Source organism: Virgibacillus indicus, from assembly GCF_002266285.1.
Taxonomy (GTDB): Bacteria; Bacillota; Bacilli; order Bacillales; family Amphibacillaceae; genus Virgibacillus_K; species Virgibacillus_K indicus.
On sequence record NZ_NPMS01000001.1, the window covers coordinates 810,425 to 835,712 of the forward strand.

At 39.1% G+C, this 25,288-nt stretch carries 24 protein-coding genes; 3 read left to right on the forward strand and 21 right to left on the reverse strand.

What is annotated here, in order from left to right; all coding sequences use genetic code 11:
• Window positions 1-256 precede the first annotated feature (256 nt).
• The 4 genes from ffh to smc form a co-directional block, all read right to left on the reverse strand.
• Entirely contained in the window at window positions 257-1,600 is a 1,344-nt protein-coding gene (ffh, locus tag CIL03_RS04150) for a signal recognition particle protein (protein ID WP_094883943.1), read from the reverse strand.
• Between the two features lie 13 nt (window positions 1,601-1,613).
• Entirely contained in the window at window positions 1,614-1,931 is a 318-nt protein-coding gene (locus CIL03_RS04155; protein WP_094883944.1) for a putative DNA-binding protein, read from the reverse strand.
• 72 nt (window positions 1,932-2,003) lie between these two features.
• A complete protein-coding gene (gene ftsY, locus CIL03_RS04160; RefSeq protein ID WP_094883945.1) occupies window positions 2,004-2,996 on the reverse strand; it encodes a signal recognition particle-docking protein FtsY in 993 nt (330 codons plus the stop codon).
• A 15-nt stretch (window positions 2,997-3,011) separates the two neighbouring features.
• On the reverse strand, window positions 3,012-6,578 hold the full coding sequence (gene smc / locus CIL03_RS04165) for a chromosome segregation protein SMC (protein ID WP_094883946.1): 3,567 nt from the start codon (window positions 6,576-6,578) through the stop codon (window positions 3,012-3,014).
• 170 nt (window positions 6,579-6,748) lie between these two features.
• Here smc and CIL03_RS04170 point away from each other — a divergent pair, with 170 nt between their 5' ends.
• Entirely contained in the window at window positions 6,749-6,976 is a 228-nt protein-coding gene (locus CIL03_RS04170; RefSeq protein WP_094883947.1) for a DUF1128 domain-containing protein, read from the forward strand.
• A 57-nt stretch (window positions 6,977-7,033) separates the two neighbouring features.
• Here the strand turns inward: CIL03_RS04170 and rnc are convergent, their stop codons facing one another.
• The 9 genes from rnc to sdaAB form a co-directional block, all read right to left on the reverse strand.
• Complete coding sequence (gene rnc / locus CIL03_RS04175) at window positions 7,034-7,714, reverse strand: ribonuclease III (protein WP_094883948.1); 681 nt, start codon at window positions 7,712-7,714, stop codon at window positions 7,034-7,036.
• A 64-nt stretch (window positions 7,715-7,778) separates the two neighbouring features.
• Window positions 7,779-8,015, reverse strand: a complete 237-nt coding sequence (gene acpP, locus CIL03_RS04180; RefSeq protein WP_094884447.1) for an acyl carrier protein — start codon at window positions 8,013-8,015, stop codon at window positions 7,779-7,781.
• Window positions 8,016-8,590: 575 nt separating this feature from the next.
• Window positions 8,591-9,331: a 3-oxoacyl-[acyl-carrier-protein] reductase gene (gene fabG, locus CIL03_RS04185; RefSeq protein ID WP_094883949.1), complete on the reverse strand. Its 741-nt coding sequence runs from the start codon at window positions 9,329-9,331 to the stop codon at window positions 8,591-8,593.
• Complete coding sequence (fabD, locus tag CIL03_RS04190; RefSeq protein ID WP_094883950.1) at window positions 9,332-10,273, reverse strand: ACP S-malonyltransferase; 942 nt, start codon at window positions 10,271-10,273, stop codon at window positions 9,332-9,334.
• A gap of 4 nt (window positions 10,274-10,277) precedes the next feature.
• The gene (gene plsX, locus CIL03_RS04195) at window positions 10,278-11,276 is read right to left on the reverse strand and encodes a phosphate acyltransferase PlsX (protein WP_094883951.1); all 999 of its coding nucleotides are present in this window, start codon (window positions 11,274-11,276) and stop codon (window positions 10,278-10,280) included.
• Complete coding sequence (gene fapR, locus CIL03_RS04200; RefSeq protein ID WP_094884449.1) at window positions 11,260-11,853, reverse strand: transcription factor FapR; 594 nt, start codon at window positions 11,851-11,853, stop codon at window positions 11,260-11,262. The genes plsX and fapR overlap by 17 nt, the downstream gene beginning before the upstream one ends.
• A gap of 168 nt (window positions 11,854-12,021) precedes the next feature.
• Entirely contained in the window at window positions 12,022-14,052 is a 2,031-nt protein-coding gene (gene recG / locus CIL03_RS04205; protein ID WP_094884451.1) for an ATP-dependent DNA helicase RecG, read from the reverse strand.
• A 175-nt stretch (window positions 14,053-14,227) separates the two neighbouring features.
• Window positions 14,228-15,103 (reverse strand): L-serine ammonia-lyase, iron-sulfur-dependent, subunit alpha, encoded by an 876-nt coding sequence (gene sdaAA / locus CIL03_RS04210; RefSeq protein WP_094883952.1) that lies wholly within the window; start codon window positions 15,101-15,103, stop codon window positions 14,228-14,230.
• Window positions 15,104-15,132: 29 nt separating this feature from the next.
• Window positions 15,133-15,795 carry an L-serine ammonia-lyase, iron-sulfur-dependent subunit beta gene (sdaAB, locus tag CIL03_RS04215; RefSeq protein WP_094883953.1) on the reverse strand — a complete coding sequence of 221 codons (663 nt, stop codon included), beginning with the start codon at window positions 15,793-15,795 and terminating at the stop codon, window positions 15,133-15,135.
• A gap of 168 nt (window positions 15,796-15,963) precedes the next feature.
• On the opposite strand from sdaAB, the gene CIL03_RS04220 reads away from it, so the two are divergent.
• The gene (locus tag CIL03_RS04220) at window positions 15,964-17,247 is read left to right on the forward strand and encodes an NCS2 family permease (RefSeq protein WP_094883954.1); all 1,284 of its coding nucleotides are present in this window, start codon (window positions 15,964-15,966) and stop codon (window positions 17,245-17,247) included.
• Window positions 17,248-17,295: 48 nt separating this feature from the next.
• Here CIL03_RS04220 and CIL03_RS04225 read toward each other — a convergent pair whose 3' ends face one another.
• Both CIL03_RS04225 and CIL03_RS04230 read right to left on the reverse strand, forming a co-directional pair.
• Window positions 17,296-18,960, reverse strand: coding sequence for a DAK2 domain-containing protein (locus CIL03_RS04225; RefSeq protein WP_094883955.1), 1,665 nt, complete (start codon window positions 18,958-18,960; stop codon window positions 17,296-17,298).
• A gap of 62 nt (window positions 18,961-19,022) precedes the next feature.
• Window positions 19,023-19,385, reverse strand: a complete 363-nt coding sequence (locus CIL03_RS04230; protein ID WP_094883956.1) for an Asp23/Gls24 family envelope stress response protein — start codon at window positions 19,383-19,385, stop codon at window positions 19,023-19,025.
• 302 nt (window positions 19,386-19,687) lie between these two features.
• Here CIL03_RS04230 and rpmB point away from each other — a divergent pair, with 302 nt between their 5' ends.
• Entirely contained in the window at window positions 19,688-19,876 is a 189-nt protein-coding gene (gene rpmB, locus CIL03_RS04235) for a 50S ribosomal protein L28 (RefSeq protein ID WP_072886868.1), read from the forward strand.
• Window positions 19,877-20,159: 283 nt separating this feature from the next.
• Here rpmB and spoVM read toward each other — a convergent pair whose 3' ends face one another.
• From spoVM to CIL03_RS04265, 6 genes are read right to left on the reverse strand one after another with little or no spacing between them, the layout of a single operon-like run.
• Window positions 20,160-20,243 (reverse strand): stage V sporulation protein SpoVM, encoded by an 84-nt coding sequence (gene spoVM / locus CIL03_RS04240; RefSeq protein ID WP_094883957.1) that lies wholly within the window; start codon window positions 20,241-20,243, stop codon window positions 20,160-20,162.
• 32 nt (window positions 20,244-20,275) lie between these two features.
• The gene (locus tag CIL03_RS04245; RefSeq protein ID WP_338061870.1) at window positions 20,276-20,956 is read right to left on the reverse strand and encodes a thiamine diphosphokinase; all 681 of its coding nucleotides are present in this window, start codon (window positions 20,954-20,956) and stop codon (window positions 20,276-20,278) included.
• Window positions 20,934-21,596 carry a ribulose-phosphate 3-epimerase gene (rpe, locus tag CIL03_RS04250; protein WP_094883959.1) on the reverse strand — a complete coding sequence of 221 codons (663 nt, stop codon included), beginning with the start codon at window positions 21,594-21,596 and terminating at the stop codon, window positions 20,934-20,936. The genes CIL03_RS04245 and rpe overlap by 23 nt, the downstream gene beginning before the upstream one ends.
• 2 nt (window positions 21,597-21,598) lie before the next feature.
• Window positions 21,599-22,480, reverse strand: coding sequence for a ribosome small subunit-dependent GTPase A (gene rsgA / locus CIL03_RS04255; RefSeq protein ID WP_094883960.1), 882 nt, complete (start codon window positions 22,478-22,480; stop codon window positions 21,599-21,601).
• A complete protein-coding gene (gene pknB, locus CIL03_RS04260) occupies window positions 22,481-24,532 on the reverse strand; it encodes a Stk1 family PASTA domain-containing Ser/Thr kinase (protein WP_094883961.1) in 2,052 nt (683 codons plus the stop codon).
• Window positions 24,526-25,287: a Stp1/IreP family PP2C-type Ser/Thr phosphatase gene (locus tag CIL03_RS04265; protein WP_094883962.1), complete on the reverse strand. Its 762-nt coding sequence runs from the start codon at window positions 25,285-25,287 to the stop codon at window positions 24,526-24,528. Before CIL03_RS04265 ends, pknB begins: the two co-directional genes overlap by 7 nt.
• Between the last annotated feature and the right edge of the window lies 1 nt (window position 25,288).

Below are 25,288 nucleotides of genomic sequence, written 5' to 3' on the forward strand. Positions count from 1 at the left end.
GCTCTATGTGACCGGTAGCTACTTGTTTCTGGTTGTATGGGCTTAGAGAGTCACTCTATGTGACCGGTAGCTACTTGTTTCTGGTTGTATGGGCTTAGAGAAGTACCCCAAACCCTGATAATCCATTCAACCCGCGAAAACATCCGTCCGAAGTTGAAATCAGCAGAGCAGTTACGTCGCAGTCTACAGAATTTGTGTCAAAACTAATGGGAAAAACTAGGTTGCAACCCCATCCTTTTAAAACATTGAATAAAAATTACATAAATGGAAAATTCATTCCTTTTCCTTTTTTCCCTTTTTGGATGTTGGTCATTTGCTTCATCATTTTCTTCATTTCCTCGAATTGTTTTAACAATCGATTCACCTGAGAAACAGATGTACCGGAGCCTTTTGCAATTCGCTTTTTGCGGCTTGCATTCATAATTCCGGGCTCCTGTCTTTCTTTTTTTGTCATCGACTGGATAATAGCCTCAACGTGTACCAGCTGCTTTTCATCAAGCTGGGCATTTTTTAAACCTTTCATTTTATTAGCGCCAGGGATCATAGCCATTAAATCATCTAATGGCCCCATATTTTTCACCTGTCCCATTTGCTCCAAAAAGTCATCAAAGGTGAATGACATTGTACGCATTTTCTCTTCCAGTTGTTTCGCTTGTTTCTCGTCTACGTTTGTCTGAGCCTTTTCAATCAGCGACAACACGTCGCCCATACCAAGAATTCTGGATGCCATACGCTCTGGATGGAATGCTTCCAGCTCATCAAGCTTTTCACCCATCCCAGCAAATTTAATCGGTTTGTCTGTTACTGCCTTAATGGATAATGCAGCACCACCACGCGTATCACCATCAAGCTTCGTCAAGACAACACCTGAAATATCAAGCTGATCATTAAAGCTCTCAGCAACATTAACTGCATCCTGTCCAGTCATGGAATCAACAACAAGGAAAATCTCATCAGGCCGCGCAACAGATTTAATTTGCTGCAATTCATCCATCAGTTCATTATCAACATGCAGACGGCCTGCAGTATCAATAATGACATAATCATTATGTTGTTCTTTTGCCTGCTCAATCGCTTTCCCGGCAATATCAACAGGGCTTGTCTCTGTTCCCATTGAAAAGACAGGCATGTCCAGCTGCTCACCAAGTGTTTCCAATTGCTTAATTGCTGCCGGTCGATAGATATCACAAGCAACAAGAAGTGGTGAACGGTTATGTTTTTTTCTCAGGTGATTTGCCAGTTTCCCTGTTGTGGTTGTTTTACCGGCACCCTGCAGACCAACCATCATAATTACAGTTGGCGGACGGTCACTTACGGCAATTTTGCTATGCTCGCCGCCCATTAATGTTGTTAATTCCTCTTTTACCACTTTGATGACCTGCTGACCTGGTGTTAAGCTTTCCATAACTTCCTGTCCGACTGCACGCTCTTTAATACGATTAATTAAACCCTTAACTACCTTAAAGTTAACATCAGCCTCCAGCAGAGCGAGTCGAACTTCGCGAGTCATTTCTTTTACGTCCTGCTCAGAAACCTTTCCTTTACCGGTGATTTTTTTAATCGTACTTTGCAGGCGATCGGCTAATCCTTCAAATGCCATAGAAGGTGTCCCCCTAATCTAATTCTTTTAGTTGATCAATCATTTTTAATATAGCACTGTCTGACACTGTTTTTTCCATTTGTTCAATGACTTCAGCACGCTTTTCGAACTTTTTGTATAAATGTAATTTGCTTTCATAGGATTCAAGCATTGTTTCTGTTCTCTTAATGTTATCATACACGGCCTGTCGCGAAACCTGAAATAATTCGGAAATTTCACCAAGCGAATAATCTTCCAGATAGTACATTTCCATGTAGTTTCGCTGTTTGGGTGTAAGTAATTCCTGGTAAAAATCAAGTAAATAATTAATGCGTGTCGTCTTTTCAAGCAATTCATACACCCCTTGTTAAGTGAAATACCTTTACAAAATATGATAACGAATAATCTCTTTTCTTGTCAATGATTATTCATCTTCCAGCATATCTGCAAACAGTCCATATACGAAGGCATGTGCATTAAATTCCTGGAGGTCTTCAACTTGTTCACCAAGCCCTACATACTTCACAGGAATGTGCAGTTCATTTCGAATTGCCAAAACAATTCCACCCTTGGCAGTTCCATCCAACTTGGTCAAAACAATACCGGAAACATTTGTCGCTTCGGAAAACGTTTTTGCCTGGTTTAATGCATTTTGCCCGGTTGTTGCATCAAGAACAAGCAGTACTTCATGTGGTGCTCCTGGAACTTCTCTTTCAATTACTCTCTTTACTTTAGACAGCTCATTCATTAAATTTACTTTGTTCTGAAGTCTGCCTGCTGTATCGCAGATCAACACATCTGCATTGCGTGATTTAGCTGCTTTAATTCCGTCAAAAATTACCGCTGCCGGGTCACTGCCTGCACTTTGTTTAACTACATCAACATTTGCACGCTCTCCCCATACTTCAAGCTGTTCTATTGCTCCTGCCCGGAATGTATCGCCGGCGGCCAGAACCACATGTTTGCCCTGCCGTTTTAACTGATGTGCCAATTTACCAATTGATGTCGTCTTTCCAACGCCATTTACTCCGACAACCAGTATTACAGAAAGCTGATTTTCCTGGATATTTAATTCTTCCACATGCTCATCATCATCACCATAATATATTTCAACAAGCTTTTCTGAAATTACATCCTTGACTTCTTTTGTATCCTTGATGTTTTGACGTTTAACTTCCATTGTTAATTCATCGATTAAATCCATGACTGTCATGACACCAACATCTGCTGATATCAGAACTTCTTCCAGCTCTTCAAAAAAATCTTCATCAACTTTGCGGTACCTTGCAATCAAATCATTAATCCGTCCAGAGAATGAATTTCTTGTTTTTTTCATCCCCTCTTTATATTTTGAGGAAACTTCTTCCGTTTCTTCATCTTGCTTAAATCTATTTTTTAACTTTTTCATGAAGCTCATTATTTTTGACCTCCTTTAGGATTGAATTAATTCTTTCGTATCTTCCAGGCGGACGGAAACAAGACGTGATACACCCGACTCCTGCATGGTAACACCATACAGTACATCTGCTTCCTCCATTGTGCCCTTACGGTGGGTTATCACAATAAATTGGGTTTGTTTACTGTATAGTTTCACATATTTTGCAAATCTCACCACATTTGCCTCATCGAGGGCTGCTTCCACTTCATCCAAAACACAAAATGGAACTGGTCGAACTCTTAAAATGGCAAATAATAATGAGATTGCAGTCAGAGCACGTTCTCCACCTGACAGCAGCCCAAGATGCTGCAGTTTCTTACCAGGTGGCTGTGCAATAATATCCACACCAGTATCTAATAGGTTTTTTGGATCTGTTAATTTCAATTCAGCATGTCCGCCGCCAAACAACTGCTTAAAAACTATTGCAAATTCCTGTTTGATCTGCGTAAATGTCGAATCAAACCTTTTCTGCATTTCCTCATCCATTTCGGAAATAACTGCAAATAATGTTTGCTTCGCTTCCACGAGATCATCTTTTTGTTCTGTTAAAAATGTATATCGTGTCTTAACACGATCATATTCATCAATCGCACCTAAGTTTACTGTTCCAAGCTGTTCAATCCTTTGTTTAAGCTGTTGAACCACAGATTTAGCCTGTTCCGGCTCTTCTGCTTTTTTATAGTTTTGTTTCGCTTTTTCATAGGTGATAGTATATTCCGTTTGTAAACGTGATAATCTGTTTTCCAGCTCTACATCCAAACGGTTTGCTTTAACTTCTTTTTGCTGAATCTCCTGAATAAATGATTGATGTTTCTTATTTTCTTCCTTCAATTCTCTTTCCTGGTCCTGTGTCAGTTTTGTACGTTCTGATCGTTGTTTACGTTTCTCTTGGATAGAAGTTGTAATCTTCGTCTTTTCTTCCTTATTATTTTCGATAGTTTGATCAATTTCTTCCTCGGTTTCATCTGATTTATTAAAAGAAATCAAATCATCCAATTCAGAAGTGAACTCTTCCAATTGAAGCTGGTTTTCTGAAATCAGTTTCTTAACGGAATCGGTTTTTTCCCGCTGGCTTTTCAGACGCTCTTCTTGTTCTGCCAGCGAGACCTGGTTCTTATGCAGCTCATTCCGCATTTGTTCCTGATTTTCCTTAAATTCTTCCTGCTGCCTTGTCAGTGAATCTATTTCTGCCTGAGTCGACTGTAATTGCTGGCTGATTCCATCTAAATCTTCTGTCAGTTGTCTTTGCCTTGACTGCAAATCCCCTCTATCCTGATTAAACTGCTGTTTATCCTGATCATAAATAGAAAGATTATTATTCAATGATGCCAATTGCATTTCCAGTTCTTTATGAGCTTCCTGTACCTTTTGTAATTCCTGCTGTGCCTCAGTAATTGATAGTTCTTTTTGTTCCAGTTCTTTTTCCTTATGTGAAAGCTGAAGCTTCAGGCTGGAGACCATTTCTTCAAATCTTTCAGCTCTTCCTTGAACTTCATCCAGTTTTTCAGTTATTTCCTGCAAATCTTTCTCTCTTGTAAATAAGGACTGGTTTGTTCGCTTTTTAGCTCCACCCGACATGGATCCACCAGGGTGTACAACGTCACCATCCAATGTTACAACCCGGTATCGCCGTTTAACCTTCCCGGCAATTTCATTTGCATCCTTCAGTGTTTCAGCAATCACCACGTGTCCCATTAAATGGTTAACACATTTTTTAAACCTGTCGTCTGTTTCAACAAGGCTTGAGGCTGTTCCAACAAAACCGGAATGTTTCTGTATCTCTGTTAACACATCTCTAGTAATAAACCTTTCCTGAATAGATTTTAATGGCAGAAAGGTTGCCCGGCCATTATTTGTTTTTTTCAGCCATGAGATTGCGCTGCGGGCAGATTCATCGTCAGAAACTACAATATGCTGTGCCTGTCCTCCCAAAACAGTTTCCATTGCTGTAATATATTTTTTGGGGATGTCAATCAGCTCAATGACCGCACCATGGATCTGCTGCAGCTGTTTTTCTTCACGTGCTTTTAATACTGCCTTTACCCCGTTAAAAAAACCCTGGAAGTCTTCTTTCATTTCTTCAAGCATTTCTTTTTTCGACTTCAATTTTTCAATATATTGAAAGCCTTTATAAAGCTTTTCCTGCGATTCCTGAAAATGTTTTCTTTGTTGTTCAAGCTCATTCTTCAACTGCTTCATTTGTGATTCTTGCACCGCACAGTAATTTTGCCGGGCATAATATTTATCCTGAGTTTCCTTATATTCTCTGCTCAATTTTTCTCTATGTTCAATTAGGCTCTGAAACTTTTGCGACTGCCGCTCTTTTTTTCCAGATATTTGCTGCAATTGCTGGCTGATGGAATTTGTTTCATTCCGTTTTGCGGCCTGTACATTAAGATTCTCAATATATATTGTTTTCAGTTCTTCAATTTTATCCGCAATATTCTGTTCATCCGTTGCTAATTTCATCTCTAATTCTTCTGCAATTTTATTTGTTTTTTGTTTTATTTCCTGCAGTTCAGCCAGTTTTTCTTTTTCTACTTTAAGCTCTTCCTGGAGGCTTGCAATCCTCATTTCTGTTTCTTGTTTCTGTACTTTAAGCTTTTCCTTATTTTCTGTAAAATTTCTAGTTCGTTCATTGTACAGTTGCTTCCTGCCCTCATAATGCTCAAGCTGCTGTGTTACGGTCAGTAAACTTGCTTGTAATACTTCGACTTCTTCATCAAGCTGTACAATCTTCTGCCGTTCATCTTCCAGACCTGCTTCTTTCTTCTGAATAGCCGTTTTGATCTGTATTTCTTCCATTTTCTCTTTTTCTAATTCGTCTAGTAATGTTTGCCATTGTTCATGGTACGTTTCAATTTCAGTTATTAAATAGGAAATCTCTTTTTCTTTTAACTGATCTTTTAAATCAATATATTTTTCAGCAGTTTCTGCCTGCTCCTTCAAGGGATTGATTTGCTGTTCAATCTCATGGATAATATCCTCAATCCGATTAAGATTTTCCTGCGTTTCTGCAAGCTTATACTCTGCTTTTTTCTTTCGCTGCTTGTATTTCAGGACACCGGCGGCTTCCTCAAATATACTGCGTCTTTCTTCTGCCTTCGAACTTAATATTTCTTCCACTTTTCCCTGACTGATGATCGAGAATGCTTCACGGCCAAGTCCAGAATCCATAAATAAATCAATTATATCCTTAAGACGACACGACTGTTTATTCAAATAAAACTCGCTGTCCCCAGAACGATACACCCGTCTTGTTACACTTATTTCCTCATAATCTAGCGGTAATTCTTTATCATGATTATCAAGAACAAGTGTAACCTCAGCAACATTCAGCGCACTTCGCGAGTCACTGCCCTGGAATATGATATCCTCCATTCTGGAGCCGCGCAGCGATTTTGCTGACTGTTCGCCCAGTACCCAGCGGATTGCATCGGTTATATTGCTTTTTCCACTGCCATTTGGGCCAACCACTGCTGTAACACCTGGTACAAATTCAACATTTATACGTTTTGCAAATGATTTAAACCCAACACTTTCCAACCGTTTTAGATACATATATATTCTCCTAATTGATCGTGAGCATGCTCATTTATTCGTTCCAAATACTAATTATAATTTGGCTTTTTACCGCATTTATTTTATCATAAAGAAAGTAACAAAAGAAGTGCAGAACCTGTAAATACGTGAAGTATTGCAGTATTTTAACTTTTTGAAGGGGTGGAATAATGAATTTGGAGAATCCGTCACAGGAAAATTTAAAAATTATATTGGATGAATTAGCTGTTCGTTTGGATGTTGTCAATCGAACAATTATGGATCCCGAAGATTATGACATGGACAAATACAATGATTTGAAGTTTATGTATGATATGGTCGTTCAAAAAGGACGTTTAAGCGTATCAGAATCACAAGCATTCATTGAAGAATTGCGTGAGGTTAGAAAATCTAAATAATAGTAAAAGGCTGTGATTCCTGCTTAATTACAGCCTTCTACTATTGTATTTATTCTTTTAAATATATTTATCCAATGCAGTCTTGGCAGCCCGCTGTTCCGCTTCTTTTTTTGTCCGTCCAATTCCTACACCCGATACTTCGTCTTTTATAATGACATGGGCAATAAACTCTTTATTATGGGAAGGACCCTTTTCTTCCGCAATTTTATATTCAATCGTTTGATGTTTGTACTGCTGCACCAATTCCTGCAGCTGGCTTTTATAATCCATCGCATGAGAAAAAGCACCTGTTGATATTTTCGGAAAAACATTTAATTCAAGGAATTGAAGTGCCTGGTCGAAACCCTGATCTAAATATAATGCACCTAGGAATGCCTCAAATACATCTGCCAATAACGCAGGACGACTACGCCCGCCTGTTTGTTCTTCACCTTTTCCAAGCAAAATAAATTCACCAAAATTTAGGTCGCGTGCAAAATTATCTAGTGAAGGTTCACAGACAATCGAAGCCCGCAGTTTTGTCATTTCACCCTCAGGCATTTTTTTATTATTTCGGTACAAATATTGAGAGACCCCTAATTCCAGTACAGCATCTCCTAAAAATTCCAGTCGTTCATTATCCGAAAATACTTCTGACCGATGCTCATTCACATAGGATGAATGTGTGAAAGCCTGTGTTATCAGCTTGTGGTTATTAAAGGAAATACCAAGATGCTGTTCCAATTCTCTGACATTCATGCGTGAAATCACCCCGATTTAAAAGAATATAGGAAAGCCCCGCAAATGCGAGACTCTCTAAAAACTATGCTTGTGTACTGTTTATGTAATTTACAGCATCACCAACAGTATTTATTTTTTCAGCTTCTTCGTCAGCAATTTCCATATCAAATTCATCTTCAAGTTCCATTACAAGTTCAACGACGTCTAAAGAATCTGCTTCAAGGTCATCTTTAAAAGATGCTTCCATTGTTACTTTTGATTCTTCTACATCAAGACGTTCAACGATAATAGCTTTTACACGATCAAAAACATCTGCCATCATACTTCACCTCCCTTCAAGTAGTATAAAGGATATTAACTGAGATTTCTATAAATGTTGTGTTTGACACAACATCTATAAAATGCGAACTGACTTAATACTTAATATGATGTTGAGCCACCGCTGCGGAAATACACTACGCTTTCCGTGGGCGGCTGATGAGCCTCCTCGAGCTGTCGCTCTGCGGGGTCTCATCTAGGCCTCTGGGGCTGCGCATAAATGCTCGCTCCATCGAAAACATTTGCTCCCACAGGAGTCTCCGTGTATTTCCTCCGCTGATAGTCCGGTTACTGCTGATGAATTGCATTAGTAATAATATACAAAGTATCTAACCACCTCACCAGTTCGGGTGAGCGAAGGGCGGTGACTCCTGCGGGAATAGCACGTGTCCGAAGACCCCGCAGAGTGGTTTTCTCGAGGAGGCTGAGGCCGTGCCCGCGGAAAGCATCCGCCCGCAGCGATCCCGAACGGTAGCGTCAGCACAATTTTTGAAAGTCATACTAATTTTAGTTCGCAATTTGCATCAACTGCGAAGATTTACAATCAACTTAATCTACGAAAAGTGCTTTTCTCTGCTACATCACCATTCCACCGTCTATGTGAATGGTTTGGCCGGTGATGTAGTTTGCATCTTCGGTTGTTAGAAAGCGGACAACTCTGGCTACATCTTCAGGTGTGCCTAGTTTTGCAAGAGGAATTAGTGCGAGCATCGATTCCCGCTGTTCCTCTGTCAGAGCATCTGTCATATCTGTTGAGATAAACCCTGGTGCGACAGCGTTTACCAGAATATTGCGCGACGCCAGCTCTTTAGCAGTTGTTTTCGTCAGACCAATTACACCAGCCTTGGCAGCAACGTAATTTGCCTGTCCCGGGTTTCCGCTCACCCCTACAATCGAAACAACATTTACAATTCTTCCAGCTTTTTGTTTCATCATTTGTCTGGTAACTGCTTTTGTACATACAAATACTCCTTTGAGATTTGTATTAATTACCTGATCGAATTCCTCTTCTTTCATTCGCATCAGTAAATTGTCACGTGTTACCCCTGCATTATTCACAAGTATATCCAGACTCCCAAACTGGCTGATTACTTCTTTAACCATATCCTTAACATCTGACTCATTGGCAACATCAGCCTTAACTTTAAAAGCCTTAGAACCAATCTGTTCAATTTCTTCTACAACAGCTTGCGCCTTGTCTTCATTTCCAGCATAGTTAACAGCTATATTCGCACCCTTACTTGCAAGCTCTATAGCAATTGCTCGTCCTATTCCACGTGATGCGCCGGTTACTAGTACATTCTTTCCTTTAAGCATTTAGGAATCCTCCCCTTGGTACCATGAGATAAATTGGTTCATTGATTCGATATCCTGCACTGCAAATGTTTTTACACTGCGATCAATCTTTTTCAGCAAGCCTGATAATACTTTCCCATTTCCTACTTCAATAAAGGCATCCACACCATGATCAATCATGTTGCGAATCGATTCCTCGAACCGGACAGGAGAATATAATTGCTTAATCAGGAGATCTTTTATTTCTGCGTGTTCTCTTACTGGAGAAGCGGATACATTCGCAAAAACTGGGATACTGGCATCCTTAATTTCTACCTCATTTAAATAGCCGGCAAACTGTTCATTTGCAGATTTCATTAGCCTTGAATGAAAAGGCCCACTTACATTAAGTGGCAGGACCCGTTTAGCTCCATGTTCTTTTAGAATGGAACTGGCTTGTTCAATTCCTTCTCTCGATCCGGAAATAACAATCTGGCCAGGACAGTTTAAATTAGCAATATCTACTATTTCATCGTTTACTTCCTGCAATGCTTCATTAATTTTATCTTCTGATAAACCAAGTACTGCAGCCATCGTGCCTTTTCCTTTTGGAAATGCTTCTTCCATCAGCTTTCCCCGGGCTGCTACTAATGGCAAAGCCTTCTCCAGAGAAATTGCCCCAGCAGCAACCAATGCACTGTATTCACCAAGGCTGTGACCGATCGTCATAGTTGGCTGTATTTCCTCTTTTAAAAGCAGGGTATGTACAGCGATGCTGGATAATAATAAGGCAGGCTGTGCATTTTCAGTTTCTGTCAAAGTTTCTTTTGGCCCTGTAAACATTATGCTGGTAATATCTTTATCCAGGACCCTATCAGCATCCTGATGCATTTCTTTTACTTCTGGGTAATTATCATAAAATTCCTTTCCCATCCCAACTGCCTGCGAGCCTTGACCAGGAAACATAAAAGCGACTTTTTTCATTCTATCACTCCTTCTCCAATTGAATCGATTCTACTGTTGTTTTTATTGTGTCTGTAACGTTATGTTCGACCATATGACAAGCCTGTGTTATCGCACTGTAGATAGCTCTCCTGTTGGAAGAACCATGTGCCTTGATAACAGGTGCAGCTAACCCAAATAATCCAGCTCCGCCGTATTCGGAATAGTCGAGCTTGCCTTTTAGTCCTTTTAAATCATTTTTTAAAATTCCAGCAGCTACTTTAGTTTTCAGTGAAGACATGAATGTTTCTTTAAGCATCGAAAACATTGTCATTGCTGTGCCTTCAATCGTTTTTAATGCTACATTTCCACTGAAGCCATCTGTTACAACTACATCAGCTGCTCCGCTTAAAATATCGCGTGCTTCCACATTGCCTATAAAATTTACTGGCGCATCTTTCAGTTGAGAAAATGCTTTTTTCGTAAGGTCATTTCCTTTACCATCCTCTGTACCTACATTCAGTAGACCAACCGTTGGATTTTTTATGGCTCGAACCTTTTCAACATAAATTGAGCCCATTATTGCATATTGTACAAGATGGTTAGGCTTGGCATCAACATTTGAACCAACATCCAATAATAAAAAGCCTTTACCATCAATAGTTGGAAGTGTAGGGCTTAATGCAGGCCGGTCAATACCGGGTATTCTACCAACTACAAATAATCCTGCACTCATTAATGCTCCAGTGTTGCCTGCTGATATACAGGCGTCCGCACGTAGTTCCTTGACTTCACGGGCCATGAGTACCAGGGAAGCATTTTTTTTGCGTCTTACGGCACGAACTGGCTCATCATCACTGGTAATTACTTCGTCTGTATGAATGACTTCGATATTTTTTGTTTCTGTTAAATATTCTTTGATTTTATTTTCATCACCAATTAAGGTGATTTGTAAATTATCAATTTCGGAAACAGCATCCATCGCTCCAAGTACAATCTCTTTAGGTGCATGGTCTCCTCCCATGGCGTCAATTGCCAGCTTCATTTGTTTTAGCCCCTTTATTCTCGTTAGAATGATACATATAGAATAGACCTGTAAACACCATCTGATTTTCTACAAAACTATGTACCCGAACCAGTTTCAAACCTTTTTCATTTATTCCCTCTACGCTCGCTTTTGCTACAACCCGTTCTCCTTCTTTTACCTGACTCGTAAACTTAAGCTCAGATTTTGCTGTAAGTGCAAGTTCATCATTGATAACTGCTACAGCCAGAGAATTAGCCTGTGCAAATAAATGATGGCCCCGTGCTATTTTATTTCTGGAAAAAACCAAATCAGGACTAATATCCAAAATAGATATAGCACGCTTGTCCAGTTCCAAATCAATTACTTCACCAATTACTTCTTCCAGCGGCAAAGCTCTTACTGTCTCATTCCATTGATTATTTGCAACAAATTTAATTCGTTCGCGCAGCTCCGGAATGGAAAGCTCCAATCGATCAAGACGTATTGTCTGGATACTGACAGAGAACTTCCTGGCAAGGTCTTCGTCCGTTATAAATGGTGTTTGTTTAATTGTTTCTTTTAATAATTTTTGACGTTTTGTCTTGGTTAATTTCATCTTAGCACCATCCGCATTATTACAGGATGTTCGAAAAGCATTCGCAGAAGCTGCACTTCCACGATTCACATTTGCTCACTTTTAGAACATACTATTTTATTTTATGTTTTTAAGACTTGGTACTAATAGTAATATATAATACCATTTTTAAATATGCAAGTGATCCTTTTAATCCAGTTTATCAGTCAAAAATGAGCTGGTTTCCAGATGCTCTTTTAATTGGTGGAATTCTCCAAGTTCCAGCATATTTGATTCAATAATTTCCTGCGCATCTGCACGGGCAGTTTCTAACGCTCTGTAATCATGAATCATATCAGCAACTTTGAACTCTGGAACACCGCTTTGTTTCTTTCCAAAAAAATCACCTGGTCCTCTGAGCTTCAAATCCTGTTCAGACAGTTCAAATCCATTTATTGTTTCTGTCATAATCCGCATCCGTTCTTTGCCAACTTCCCCTTTTGGATCAGCAATTAAAATACAATAGCTTTGTTTGTCTCCTCTGCCAACTCTTCCTCTTAATTGATGAAGCTGTGAGAGACCGAATCTTTCGGCATCATAAATGATCATAATCGTAGCATTCGGTACATTCACACCAACCTCTACAACTGTTGTTGAAACAAGAATCTGAATATCATTTGCAGCAAATTCCTTCATCACATTATCTTTTTCATCTGTATGGAGTCTTCCATGCATCAAACCAACCGTAATATCCGGGGGATAAAATTCTTTCAGCTGATGGAAAAGATCCACCGCATTCTGAATATCCAGTTTGTCAGATTCTTCGATAAGAGGACATATTACATAGGCCTGCTCACCAAGTGCTATTTGCTTTTCTATAAAACGAAGCACTCTTTCAAAGGTGTTTTCCTTCGTCCAATAGGTTTCGATTTCCTTTCTTCCAACAGGCATTTCATCAATGACTGATACATCCATATCACCAAAAGCCGTAATGGCAAGCGTTCTTGGTATCGGTGTTGCTGTCATAAACAGTACATCAGGATTCAGCCCTTTATCCCGCAATGTACGCCGCTGTTCAACCCCAAATCGATGCTGTTCATCTACAATAACAAATCCCAGGTTCTCAAAATAGACATCATCCTGGATTAGTGCATGTGTCCCTACAATAATATCAACCGTATGATTTTCAATGGACGTTAGTATTTCTCTTCTTTTTTTGCCTTTTACTGAACCTGTTAATAATATAATATTCGCTTTGTCACCAAATAACTCGCTTAAGGATTGATAATGCTGTTCTGCTAATATTTCGGTTGGAACCATCAAGGCCCCTTGTTTACCTGCAGTAATCGAAGCATATAAACAGATGGCAGCTACAGCAGTTTTTCCGGATCCAACATCTCCCTGAAGAAGCCTGTTCATTCTATAAGGTGATTTCATATCAGCCAGAATTTGCTTTAATGATTTTTCCTGGGCTTTTGTAAGGGAGAAAGGAAATTCACTAATGAATTCCTGCACCTTATAGGGATGATAATTTTGGGCATTTCCTTCGGTAGCTTCTCGTTTTATTTTCCTCAATAACTGCATTTTAAGCTGAAACAATAGAAATTCTTCATATGTAAACCTGCGACGTGCATGCTTCAAATCGATTCTGTTTCGCGGAAAATGCATGGTAGTCAATGCATTTTTCCTTTCCGGAATTTTATAAGCTGTCAGATACCTTTCCGGTAAAATTTCAACTATTTCATCGGCATAATCTTTTATTGCCGTTTTTATTGTTTTTTTCAGCTTTTGATTCGTAACATTTCCCTTAATCGAGTACATTGGCTGAATCTGGGACTGGCTGTCTGCTGATCCCTTTTTATAGTTACTCACCGTAATCTGAAGCCTGTTGACATCCCATTTACCACTCAGTGTAATAATATCCCCGGCATTTATATGTTTTTTTGCAAATGCTCGATTAAACATCACTGCTTTAACTGCAACATTTTCTACCTCAACAGTAAATGTGAGTCTTGATTTTTTCCGTCCATAAAAAGCGAGGGAAGGATCATGAATAACCCTTCCCTCAATTGTTACTTTATCCTCATGAATTAATTCACTAAGAGGCTTTATTTCATATACATCATATCGGTATGGAAAATAGTTCAATAAATCTTCTACTGTATAAATGCCTAATGCTGCTAAATCCTCTGAAAACTTTTCTCCTACACCTTTTACTGCTGTTATAGAGTCACTTAGCATATCTATCACACTTTCCTTCTCTATATCTTATAAATGTCAAAAAGACGCCACATGATAAGCCGCGAATCTCGCACGAATGCTCACTTTACTGTTCCTCGTGTACCTTTTAATGTACATTCCGGTACTCAAAGCTCGTCGCCTCGACCTCTAATTTGGCATACTATTGAACTCATTCTTATACTGTCATTCCAAAGATTTTTTCTTTTAACAGCCTGCCTGTTGGTGTATCTGCAAGTCCGCCTTCTCCCGTTTCACGAAGAGTTGAAGGCATTTGCTTACCAATCCGGTACATTGCTCCAATCACTTCATCACATGGGATCCTGCTTGTTACACCAGCCAAAGCAAGATCTGCTGATACGATGGCTAAGGAAGAACCTGCTGCATTTCGTTTCACACAAGGTACTTCCACCAACCCTGCTACCGGGTCACAAACAAGACCGAGCATATTTTTTAAAGTAATTGCAAAAGCTTCTGCTGATGCTTGAGGTGTGCCCCCGGCCATCTCTACAATAGCTGCTGAAGCCATTGCTCCAGCTGAACCTACCTCTGCCTGACATCCACCGGCAGCTCCGGAGATAAATGCATTGTTTGCAACAACAAAGCCAAAAGCGCCTGATGTAAATAAATAACGGATCATTTGTTCACGAGTTGGATTCAATTGATTTTTAACAGCGAAAAGTGTTCCCGGAACAACTCCAGCACTTCCTGCAGTTGGTGTTGCACAAATAGTCCCCATTGCTGCATTAACCTCATTCGTGCCCATTGCCTTACTTACAGCATCCAGCATCAGATTGCCTGATAATGGGGTCTTCTCTTTCATGTAATTCTGGATTAATACAGCATCCCCACCGGTTAAACCAGTAACAGATTGCACTCCTTTTAGCGCATCCTCTACTGCTTGTTCCATGACCTGCAGATTTTTTTCCATTTCTGCATATACTTCTTCACGAGATTTATTTTTAACTTCCATTTCCTGACGTATCATTACTTCTGATATTAATATTTCTTCTTTCTCGGCAATTTCTACTAATTCAGCTGCTGATCTAAACATGTGTAATCTCCTCCCCTTCAATTAATAGGTCAGCTGACAATTTTAGCTATTTGATTAATATGATCGGCACTTTCCAATTCTTTTAAAATATCATCACTTACATTCTGATCCACTTCAATCACCATTAATGCTTCTTTTCCAACATCTTTACGGTTTACTTCCATATGGCCGATATTAATCTCATGCTTTGCTAAAATTTTCGTAACCGAGGCAATAGCTCCGAACCGGTCATTATGCATGATTAGTATTGCTGGATGATTACCGGATAAACGAAGCTCAAAGCCATTCAATTCGGTGATTTCCACTTTTCCCCCACCAATTGAAATTCCAATTAATTCGATGGATTCATTATCTTTCCCTATAACAAGTCGTGCAGTATTTGGATGATCAACAGCTGCACTGTCTTCAATAAATTCTATTTTCAGAGCTCTTTCTTCTGCAATCTCCAGAGCCTTGCTCATTCTGGGATCATCCGGTGCAAACCCCATTAAGCCACCAGCCAGCGCAAAATCCGTACCATGGCCCTTATACGTTTTGGCAAATGATTCATATAAATAAATTTTTGCCCATTCGGGATCCCCACCAAAAAGATTACGTGCTGCCAGCCCGATTCTTGCCGCTCCTGCTGTATGTGAACTAGATGGGCCAATCATTACAGGCCCAATAATATCAAAAACTGAATTATATTTCATAAATTCACCGCCTGTTTTTCAGTATATATTTCATCTCATTGTAAATTATAACAAAAAAGACTATAATAATCACTTGTGGGTTATAACATTAACGGTGTTCACTAGATAATTTGAACATCCTTTTATAATCGGGTGGGAGAGGGACAGCTACATCTATGAGGAGATCTAATGCCTTATAACAAAGAACATTCCAAACTCCGCACTGAAGGCAATTTACGTACGGAACTTACTGCAGGAATAATTGGTTATCTAACTACAGTATACATTGTAGTAGTAAATGGGTCTATCCTGAGTGAAGCTGGTATTACACTAGAAAGCGGCATGCTTGCCACTATTCTTGCCAGTTTTCTCGGAACATTGCTAATGGGCTTATTAGGCAAGCTGCCATTATTGTTAATCCCTGGTATGGGAATCAATGCGCTCTTTGCATATTCAATTGTGGAGGGGACTGGCCTTACCTTCCAGGAGGGGTTGGCAGCAGTATTAATTGCAGCCGTTGTTTTTTTAATAACGGCCTTTAGCAAATTGGGAGTAATTCTCAAGGAAGCTATTCCGGACGCTCTGAAGCATGCAATCAGTGTCGGATTAGGTTTTTTCCTGATACTAATCGGATTGGAAAAAAGCGGGATTGTCATAAGTGGTGAGAATACAATCATTGCAATAGGTGAATTCAGTTCGCCTAATGTTATTGCCAGCTTATTAACTTTATTCTTTGCGATATTCCTATTTATGAGAAGTGTACCTGCTAATTTTCTAATCACAATGATTGGTGGTACGGTACTTGCTTTTTTCCTTGGCACAGTCGAAGAAGGAAGTGAAGCTGTAAATGTTGGCATTCAGGATATATTATTTATTCCGTCATTCTCAGCTATAAACGATCTATCTTTTTGGCTGGCAGTTTTTCCTTTAGCTTTGATACTCATATTCGAGAACATGGGGCTGATAAATGGGCAGCTTCATATGTTGAAGAAGAATAGCAGCTATAACAGGGCATATAAAATAACGGCATTTTCTACGTTAACATGTGCATTTCTGGGTACATCGCCAACTGTTTCTGCCGCTGAAAACGCAGCTGTTATTACTTCTAATGGAAAAACCGGCAAGGCCGCCATCACTGCCAGTTTGTTATTTTTGGCAACCATTTTTATTATTCCCTGGATATCCATGATCCCAAATTCAGCAATCAGCCCTATCTTAATAATCGTTGGGGTACTTATGGCAATAAACATCCGTTATATTCCAACAGATGATTTATCTGAAGCTTTGCCGGCATTTCTGATTGTTGTCATGATCCCATTCACATACAGCATTGCTGATGGGATGGCATTTGGGTTTATTGCATATCCTATTGTCAAAATTGCTCTAGGCAGGTTTAAAGAATTACCAATGCCATTAATCGTAATATCTTTATTATTTTTATTTGATTTTGTTATGAAAATTATTGGGTTTTAAAAAAATCGCCTCCACAACATCGTGGGGCGATTTTTTTAATCATAAGAATTATTCGACTGAAAAAATATAAGAATAGATTGGCTGATTACCTTTATGAACTTCGATTTCAAAATCTTCGTAAGTATCCTCGATATAATTCACAAGTTCTTCAACTTCTTTATCCTCAACATCTTCACCCTGTAAAATAGTTAGGATTTCATCATCTTCTGTAATCATTTCGTTTAATAATAATTTAACTGTTTCTGTTTTGTTCTCATGGGTTGCTTTTATTTTGCCATCTGCAATTCCCATGAAATTACCGTTTTCAATTGTAATGCCATCAATCTGTGTATCCCTGACAGCATATGTAACCTGTCCAGTTTTAACCATTTTTCTTGCCTCATCCATGTTTTCTTTGTTTTCCATAATATCGGCTTCGGGATGGAATGCAAGAATTGCACTGATGCCCTGTGGAATTGTTTTGGTCGGAACAACCTGGACGTTTTCTTCAGCAAGTTCCGCTGCCTGGTCAGCTGCCATAATAATATTTTTATTATTTGGCAAAATAATAACGTTTTTTGCATTTGCCCTGCCAATTGCATCTGTTATATCCTTCGTACTCGGATTCATCGTTTGGCCGCCTTCAATAATTACGGAAGCACCAAGGCTGTCCAAAAGAGCTGTTATGCCACTGCCCATTGCAACAGTAACAATAGCGTACTCAGCTTTTTCTTTTGGAGCAGCCTGCCTATTTTTATCTCCTACAATTGCTTTATGCTGCTCACGCATGTTTTCAATCTTCATTTTGATTAAACTTCCGTAACGCTGCCCAAGGGTCAGACATGTCCCCGGATATTCAGCATGTACGTGGACCTTTACAATTTCATCATCAGATACTACAAGCAAGGAGTCACCATGCTCACTTAATTCATTCCGAAATTCGTCCTCATCAAAAGGATGCTCAGCCAGCTTATCATCTTCAAATTGAACCATGAATTCTGTACAGTATCCAAATTCAATCTCTGAAGTATCCATGAAATCCTGAGTCGCTTTATGATGCTCTGCATTCACCATTTCTTCCATTTCCGTTTCAGTTACAGATTCTTCCGGCAATTCCTCACCTTTCAGAGCTGCTAAAAAGCCTTCATAAATAGTAACGAGGCCTTGTCCACCAGAATCAACTACACCGACCTCTTTTAACACAGGCAATAAATCTGGTGTTCTTTTTAATGATGCTTTAGCTTCTTCCACTACTTTTTCCATCAAAACGATTATATTCGTTTCTTTTTTAGCTTCATTGATTGCCGCTTGAGCAGAATCCTTTGCTACAGTTAAAATAGTACCTTCCACTGGTTTCATAACGGCTTTATAGGCTGTAGAAACTCCTGTGTCAAACGCAGATGCAAGATCTTTTGCATTTATTGTTTGTTTTTTTTCCATACCTTTTGAAAAGCCACGGAAAATCTGTGATAAAATTACCCCGGAATTTCCTCTGGCGCCCATCAGTAAGCCTTTGGCAAAAGCACCAGCCACCTCTGAAATGTCCTCTGTGTCAAGCTTCTTGACTTCACCTGCTCCAGAGGTCATGGATAAATTCATATTTGTTCCAGTATCACCATCAGGCACTGGAAATACATTTAAAGCATCTATTTTTTTGGCATTGTTCGTTAAATGGTGCGCTCCAGAGAGTACCATTTGTGCAAAAGTAACGCCATCCAACTTTTGTACCGTCACTATACTTCCTCCTCTAACAAAAACGACTCGATTATTATATTATAAATTATATAATTTCTGTTTTAATCCTGTGCTACACGGACTCCCTGAATATAAATATTAACAGAGTCAATTGCCAATCCAAGTGATTGACTTAACGTGTACTTAACCTGGGATTGTACATTATGGGCAACCTCAGAAATCTTTGTACCATAGCTGACAATGATATACATATCAATATGCAGATGGTTCTCTTCCTGGCGAACTACAACGCCTCGTGAAAAATTCTCTTTACGGAGTATTTCTGCAAGTCCGTCTTTAATCTGGCTTTTGGATGCCATTCCGACAATACCGTAGCACTCCACAGCAGCTCCGCCTGCAATTGTGGCAATAACTTCATTTGTAATTGTTACTTGACCATCATTTGTATTAAGTTCAATGGACATAATAATCCTCCTTAAATACCTTCTTTATAAGCATATTCTACTACATGCGACCCTTTTTTAAAAGATTAAGTTATGTACTCATGCGAATCATCGCTCTGCTTTAAATAAAGCTATCTCATTAAAAAATTCCCCTTATAACAATGGACGAATTATTTTAATCTGTCAAGTAATTTTTCTTTATTCCGGTATTGAATCCACGTTTCTGCTGCAAAAAGAATAGTAAACATCAATTGCATTCTTTGACTACTTGTGATAAATTAATTAGGTATTATATGACACATGTTAGAGTAGGAGGGATTGCCATGGCTAGAAAATGTGTTGTTACTGGACGTAAGACTCGCAGTGGAAACCAACGTTCTCACGCTATGAATTCCAACAAGCGTAATTGGAAAGCTAATGTACAAAAAGTACGTATTATGGTAGACGGAAAACCTAAACGTGTTTACGTTTCTGCACGTGCCTTGAAATCAGGTAAAGTAGAACGCGTATAGAAAAATAAAGTACAGTTTAGCATTAGTTATTAACAAAAAGACCCCTGTTGTATACATACAGCAGGGGCCTTTTTGTCATTGTAAGGAAATTATAAAATTTTTTGACCTGTGGATAAATAAACAACCGAATCAGCCACGTCCGGCTCCAGCGCCTTTGTTCTCCTCACAGATTTTTTTAGTTTGTACCAAGAAACTCATAGAATCTTCTCGCTTACTCTGAAAGTCCCCGCTGCTCAAGAAAAAACAAGCTTCTGTCAATTCTTTTGACAAAAGCCTGATTTTTTTACTTATCTTTTTTAAACGTACCAATAACAATCCTGACGAAACCGCCGATAAATCTTGGGAGCTTAATAGTATAAAATTTCATGAGTTCGCCCTCCTCTAAATAACAAACAAACCTCACACTGGAATCGTATCACGACTCTTTATTAGTAATAGTATGCCTTCTTCATATGAAAAAGTACCTTTTTTTGAAAGAAGCTTGTTTGATATGCATAAAGTAGAGCCCCAGGTAATAGTCTCATCCGCTAATGGATAATAAAATCCCTCAAGTGTAATCCCTTTTACCTTCTGGGTAAAAGGAATGAATGAAATATAAGGATAGGCTTCATTATGAAAAACTGTATGTTTGCCTGCCTTAGTTAACTCCAGCTGATTTACATTATCGGCAATTATTCCTCTAATATCCTTATTTGCTATTTGATGAAGCAGCTGAATATTAATTAGCTCATGATCCAGCCGGCCGCCAGTAACTCCAAATAAATAAATTTCATCCGGTTTTAATTCAAAAGCTTTTATTAAAGCAATTTCCAGATCTGTCTCATCCTTTTCGGAAGGATATTCCTTAAAAATCTTGGAATGCTGCTGAATGGTCCGTTTTTCCGCTTCATTGATTGAATCAAAATCCCCCAAAGCATATTCGGGTGGAATTTTTTTTAATACTAAAGTTAATGCACCACGGTCTGCTCCAATCCAAATATCAATTTTATCTTTATACCATTCAAAATCGGGATGACGATCGACCGGCCCATTCCCTACAATCGCAACAGCCAGCATATTATTTACTATCTCCGACTGCACTTAAAATATCTTCAATTGCGTGACGTCTGTCGGTTTTATTAAAAACGGCACTTCCGGCAACTAATACATCTGCACCAGCATCTATACAAAGTTTAGCAGTGTCCTTATTAACCCCGCCGTCCACCTCAAGTTCAAACTTAAGATTCATCTCTTTTCTCCATGCCGCAATCTGTTCGATTTTTTTCAAAGTGCTTTGGATAAAGGACTGGCCGCCAAACCCTGGATTAACAGTCATAACCAATACAAGATCCACCTCCGGAAGAATTGGCAAAATTGTTTCTGCAGGGGTTGCCGGATTAATTACAACCCCCGCCTTTACGCCATTATCTTTAATGAGCTTAACAGTCCGGTGTAAATGCGTGCATACCTCCTGATGCACTGTCAGGATAGATGCTCCAGCATTTGCAAACATTGGTATATACGCATCAGGATTCTCAATCATTAGATGAACATCCAGGGGAAGCGAAGTGACCGGCTTGATTGCCTCCACAATTAAAGGTCCAATTGTAATGTTTGGAACAAAATGACCATCCATTACATCAACATGAATATAATCGGCTCCTCCATTTTCCACATCTGCAATTTCCTTGCCCAGATTTGCAAAATCTGCAGATAATATTGATGGTGCTATTTTAGTCATCGTTAATACCTCGGCTTTCTTGATTGTATTTCTTCCAAAAAACTTACATAATGCTCATACCTGTAGGCTGTGATTTCTCCATCACTCACTGCTTGCTTTACTGCACATTTCGGTTCTTTATAATGCTTACAGCCCCGAAACTTGCAAAATTCCGAAATACTTCTCATTTCCGGAAAACAATCGCTTAACTGTTCCGGATCTATCTCACTAAAATCCAGTGCACTAAATCCTGGTGTATCAGCCACTAGGCCTCCACCAACCTGCATTAGTTCGACATGCCTTGTTGTATGTTTTCCTCTGCCAAGACTTTCGGAGATTTCCCCGGTTTTCAGGAGCAGGGATGGTTTTAATGCATTCAGCAGTGAGGACTTGCCTACGCCTGATTGGCCTGCAAACACAGTTACATTATCTTTAAAATAATTATCTAATACTGGCATGCTGTCGGGATCCTTTGCGGACAGCAATTCAACCTGATATCCAATTTGTTCATAGTTTTTTTTATAACTCTCTATATCTTCGTTATTCAAATCTTCAATCGTATCCATTTTTGTTATAAAAATAACAGGTTTTATATCCTTTGCTTCAATAAGAACAAGAAACCGATCAAGCAGAACGGAACTGAAATCAGGTTTTGTAGCAGAGTTTACAATAATGGCCTGATCGATGTTTGCTATTGGTGGGCGGATAAGTTCATTTTCTCTTTCCATTATTTCCATAATATATCCTTCATTAGGTTCATTAATATCAAATCTTACAAAGTCACCCACAAGAGGGGTTATTTTTTTATTTCGAAAAACCCCTCTGCCCCTGCACTGATAAATATCTTCGCCTGACTTAACATAGTAAAATCCGCTCAATGCTTTTATAATTCTTCCCTCTGCCATTTAATCACCTTCTTCATAGGGAACTGTTTCTTCGATTATCACATCATCATCCCGCATTACTCTGTATTCAGCCTCTTTACCTGGAGCAATTGTCAGATTGATCTTATAATTTTTATCTTCCGTTATTATATCTTCCTGGTAAACTTCGGAAATATCAGGATTATCCATATCCTTAATATAGATTCTTACTGTTTGTTCCACCGGTTCTGGATTAGTTTCCTGGTCTCCTTCATCTCCCTGGTTTTCAGGTTCGTATGGAACAATAAAAGTAGCTGAATGTGTACGCGGCGGCTTTGCTTCAGGTCCTGTAGAAATATACACATTAACCGAATCACCTTCCTCGAGGTTTGTACCAGATGATGGTTCCTGGCTGATTACTTCCCCTTTTGGAACTGAGTCGGAATTATCCTCTATTACATTCATTGTTAAATTGTTACCTTCCAGATAATCCCTTGCTTCCTGTTCAGACATTCCTTTCAGGTTATTCAAGCTAATCAGCTCAGGGCCAATACTGATTTCAAAGATTACCTTCGTATCACTTGGTACCACCTCTGCATCAGGGGATGGCTGAATTTGTCGGGTGATTTCCCCTGAAGGCCTGTCTGAATGTTTTTCAATCGGAATTATTTCACTGTATCCAGACTCGCCCAGTATTCGTTCTACTTGTTCGTAGTCCCTTCCTACGTAGTCATCAAAAACCTCTTTTTCTTTACCTTGGCTCACAAATACAGTTACGGTTGATTCTTCCTTTCGTGTACTTCCAGCCCGTGGATCTGTCCGTACAACTTTGCCTTCTTCTATTTCGTCGGAATACATAAATTCACGTTCTGCAACCAGGTTATGATTTTCCAATTCTTCCTTCGCTTCATCATAATCCATTTCCGTTACATCAGGGATCTCAACATCCTTTGGCTTTAGTAAATCTGGCAATATAAACATTGCTGCAACCCCAGAAAGCAGCAATAGAAATAAAATAATGAGCAAAGTGATCCATTTTTTCTTGCCCTTTTTTGCTTTCTTTGGTTTTTTTTGTTTTTTCGTTTTTTTCTTTTTCGAAGCTTTAGAAGCCTTTTCTTCTTGGCCTGTAAAAGTTTTTGTATTTGAGTTGGTCTGATGGATAATTGTATCCTGATTTTCATTTGGGTGCAGTTGGTTATCGGTAATAACAGGAATTGCTTTTGTTTCATCCCCTGCTTCCATTGGCGGGGAAAAAACTTCTTCATTTTGCTTGCTTGGAAGCAAAGCTGATTCCAATGCATCATTCAAGTCATACACTGTCTCATAACGGTGAAAAGGATCCTTTGCGGTCGCCTGCAAAACAATATTTTCTACACTTTGTGGTACACCCTGATTATACCTTCTCACAGACGGTGTATCATTTTGCAGATGTTTTAGTGCAATTGATACAGGTGACTGTCCAGAAAATGGCAGACGGCCTGTCAGTAATTCGAAAAGAACAATGCCAATAGAGTAGATGTCGGATTTTTTGGTAGCCATTCCTCCTCTTGCCTGTTCAGGTGATAAATAATGAACAGAACCCAGAATTGAGTTGGTTTGCGTTAATGAGGTTGCACTTAATGCTATTGCGATACCAAAATCGGTTACTTTTACTTGCCCATATGTATCAATTAAAATATTCTGTGGTTTAATATCACGATGTACTATATCATTGTCATGTGCATGAGTGATGGCTGATGTGATCTGTCTCATTATGTCAAGCGCTTCTTCAACATCCAGCGGGCTGTATCGTTGTATATATTCCTTAAGTGTCATGCCGTCCACATATTCCATTACCATGTATAATATATTGTCTTCTTCGCCAACATCATAAATATTCACAATATTTGGATGTGATAGGCTTGAAGCTGAATGTGCTTCCCTGTCAAAACGGGCAATAAATTCTTCATCATTGGCATATTCCAGGCGCAGTACTTTGATGGCGACATCCCGGTCTAATATAATATCTCTAGCTAAATACACATTAGCCATACCGCCTCCGCCAATTGTTTTTTCTATTTTATAACGCTCATTCAGCAGGTGGCCGTTTAACATAGTGACTCACCTTCTCTCTTCCCGCAGTCATGATGTAATAAAATTAAGGTAATATTATCATCCCCACCCCGATCATTTGCCGATTCAATCATACTTTTCCCTGCAGTTTCAATATCCTCTGATGTTTGAATAATTTCCAGCAGTTCAGCATCCTGGACTTTATCAGTAAGGCCATCCGTACATAATAAAATTTTATTATCCTGCTCCAATTCAAGTGTCTGGATATCAGGTTCAATTTGTTCTTCAGTGCCCAGTGCCTTTAGTACAATATTTTTTCTGGGATGGCTCAATGCATCATCTTTGGTGATCTGACCAGACTGAACTAGTGCATTTACAAGCGAATGGTCTTCGGTTATCTGATTAAATCCATTTTCATTCAGAATATAGCAGCGGCTGTCACCTATATGTGCAACTGTTATAATATCTTCAATACAAATCATAATTACGATAGTTGTTCCCATACCAAAACATTCTTCATTTTGTGTAGCATGAGCATAGATTTCTTTATTTAAATAAGCAATTGTTTTAGAAAGCCAGGCTGCACTTTCCTCTGGGGAACGCATTTCACTGCATTCTTCCCATTCGTTTTTTATCAAGGTCGTTGCCATCTCACTGGCAACATCACCTGCCTGATGTCCCCCCATACCGTCTGCAATAACAGCCAGCATTTGTCCTGTGGTATTATAAAAAATACCTCCTGAATCTTCATTGTGGCTTCTCACTTTGCCGGTATCGGTTAAAAAATGACTTTTCATT

Bases quoted from the DNA above. Each gene is read 5' to 3' on its own strand.
- sdaAA (WP_094883952.1), bottom strand. From the start codon at position 15,103: ATGTTTAGATCAGCAGCTGAATTAGTAGAAATTGCCGAGAAAGAAGAA.
- ffh (WP_094883943.1), bottom strand. From the start codon at position 1,600: ATGGCATTTGAAGGATTAGCCGATCGCCTGCAAAGTACGATTAAAAAA.
- plsX (WP_094883951.1), bottom strand. From the start codon at position 11,276: ATGAAGCTGGCAATTGACGCCATGGGAGGAGACCATGCACCTAAAGAG.
- CIL03_RS04170 (WP_094883947.1), top strand. From the start codon at position 6,749: ATGAATTTGGAGAATCCGTCACAGGAAAATTTAAAAATTATATTGGAT.
- recG (WP_094884451.1), bottom strand. From the start codon at position 14,052: ATGCTAAGTGACTCTATAACAGCAGTAAAAGGTGTAGGAGAAAAGTTT.
- smc (WP_094883946.1), bottom strand. From the start codon at position 6,578: ATGTATCTAAAACGGTTGGAAAGTGTTGGGTTTAAATCATTTGCAAAA.
- sdaAB (WP_094883953.1), bottom strand. From the start codon at position 15,795: ATGAAATATAATTCAGTTTTTGATATTATTGGGCCTGTAATGATTGGC.
- spoVM (WP_094883957.1), bottom strand. From the start codon at position 20,243: ATGAAATTTTATACTATTAAGCTCCCAAGATTTATCGGCGGTTTCGTC.
- fabG (WP_094883949.1), bottom strand. From the start codon at position 9,331: ATGCTTAAAGGAAAGAATGTACTAGTAACCGGCGCATCACGTGGAATA.
- CIL03_RS04230 (WP_094883956.1), bottom strand. From the start codon at position 19,385: ATGTCCATTGAACTTAATACAAATGATGGTCAAGTAACAATTACAAAT.
- rpmB (WP_072886868.1), top strand. From the start codon at position 19,688: ATGGCTAGAAAATGTGTTGTTACTGGACGTAAGACTCGCAGTGGAAAC.
- pknB (WP_094883961.1), bottom strand. From the start codon at position 24,532: ATGTTAAACGGCCACCTGCTGAATGAGCGTTATAAAATAGAAAAAACA.
- rnc (WP_094883948.1), bottom strand. From the start codon at position 7,714: ATGAATGTCAGAGAATTGGAACAGCATCTTGGTATTTCCTTTAATAAC.
- fabD (WP_094883950.1), bottom strand. From the start codon at position 10,273: ATGAAAAAAGTCGCTTTTATGTTTCCTGGTCAAGGCTCGCAGGCAGTT.
- rsgA (WP_094883960.1), bottom strand. From the start codon at position 22,480: ATGGCAGAGGGAAGAATTATAAAAGCATTGAGCGGATTTTACTATGTT.
- acpP (WP_094884447.1), bottom strand. From the start codon at position 8,015: ATGGCAGATGTTTTTGATCGTGTAAAAGCTATTATCGTTGAACGTCTT.
- CIL03_RS04220 (WP_094883954.1), top strand. From the start codon at position 15,964: ATGCCTTATAACAAAGAACATTCCAAACTCCGCACTGAAGGCAATTTA.
- CIL03_RS04265 (WP_094883962.1), bottom strand. From the start codon at position 25,287: ATGAAAAGTCATTTTTTAACCGATACCGGCAAAGTGAGAAGCCACAAT.
- rpe (WP_094883959.1), bottom strand. From the start codon at position 21,596: ATGACTAAAATAGCACCATCAATATTATCTGCAGATTTTGCAAATCTG.
- ftsY (WP_094883945.1), bottom strand. From the start codon at position 2,996: ATGAGCTTCATGAAAAAGTTAAAAAATAGATTTAAGCAAGATGAAGAA.
- fapR (WP_094884449.1), bottom strand. From the start codon at position 11,853: ATGAAATTAACCAAGACAAAACGTCAAAAATTATTAAAAGAAACAATT.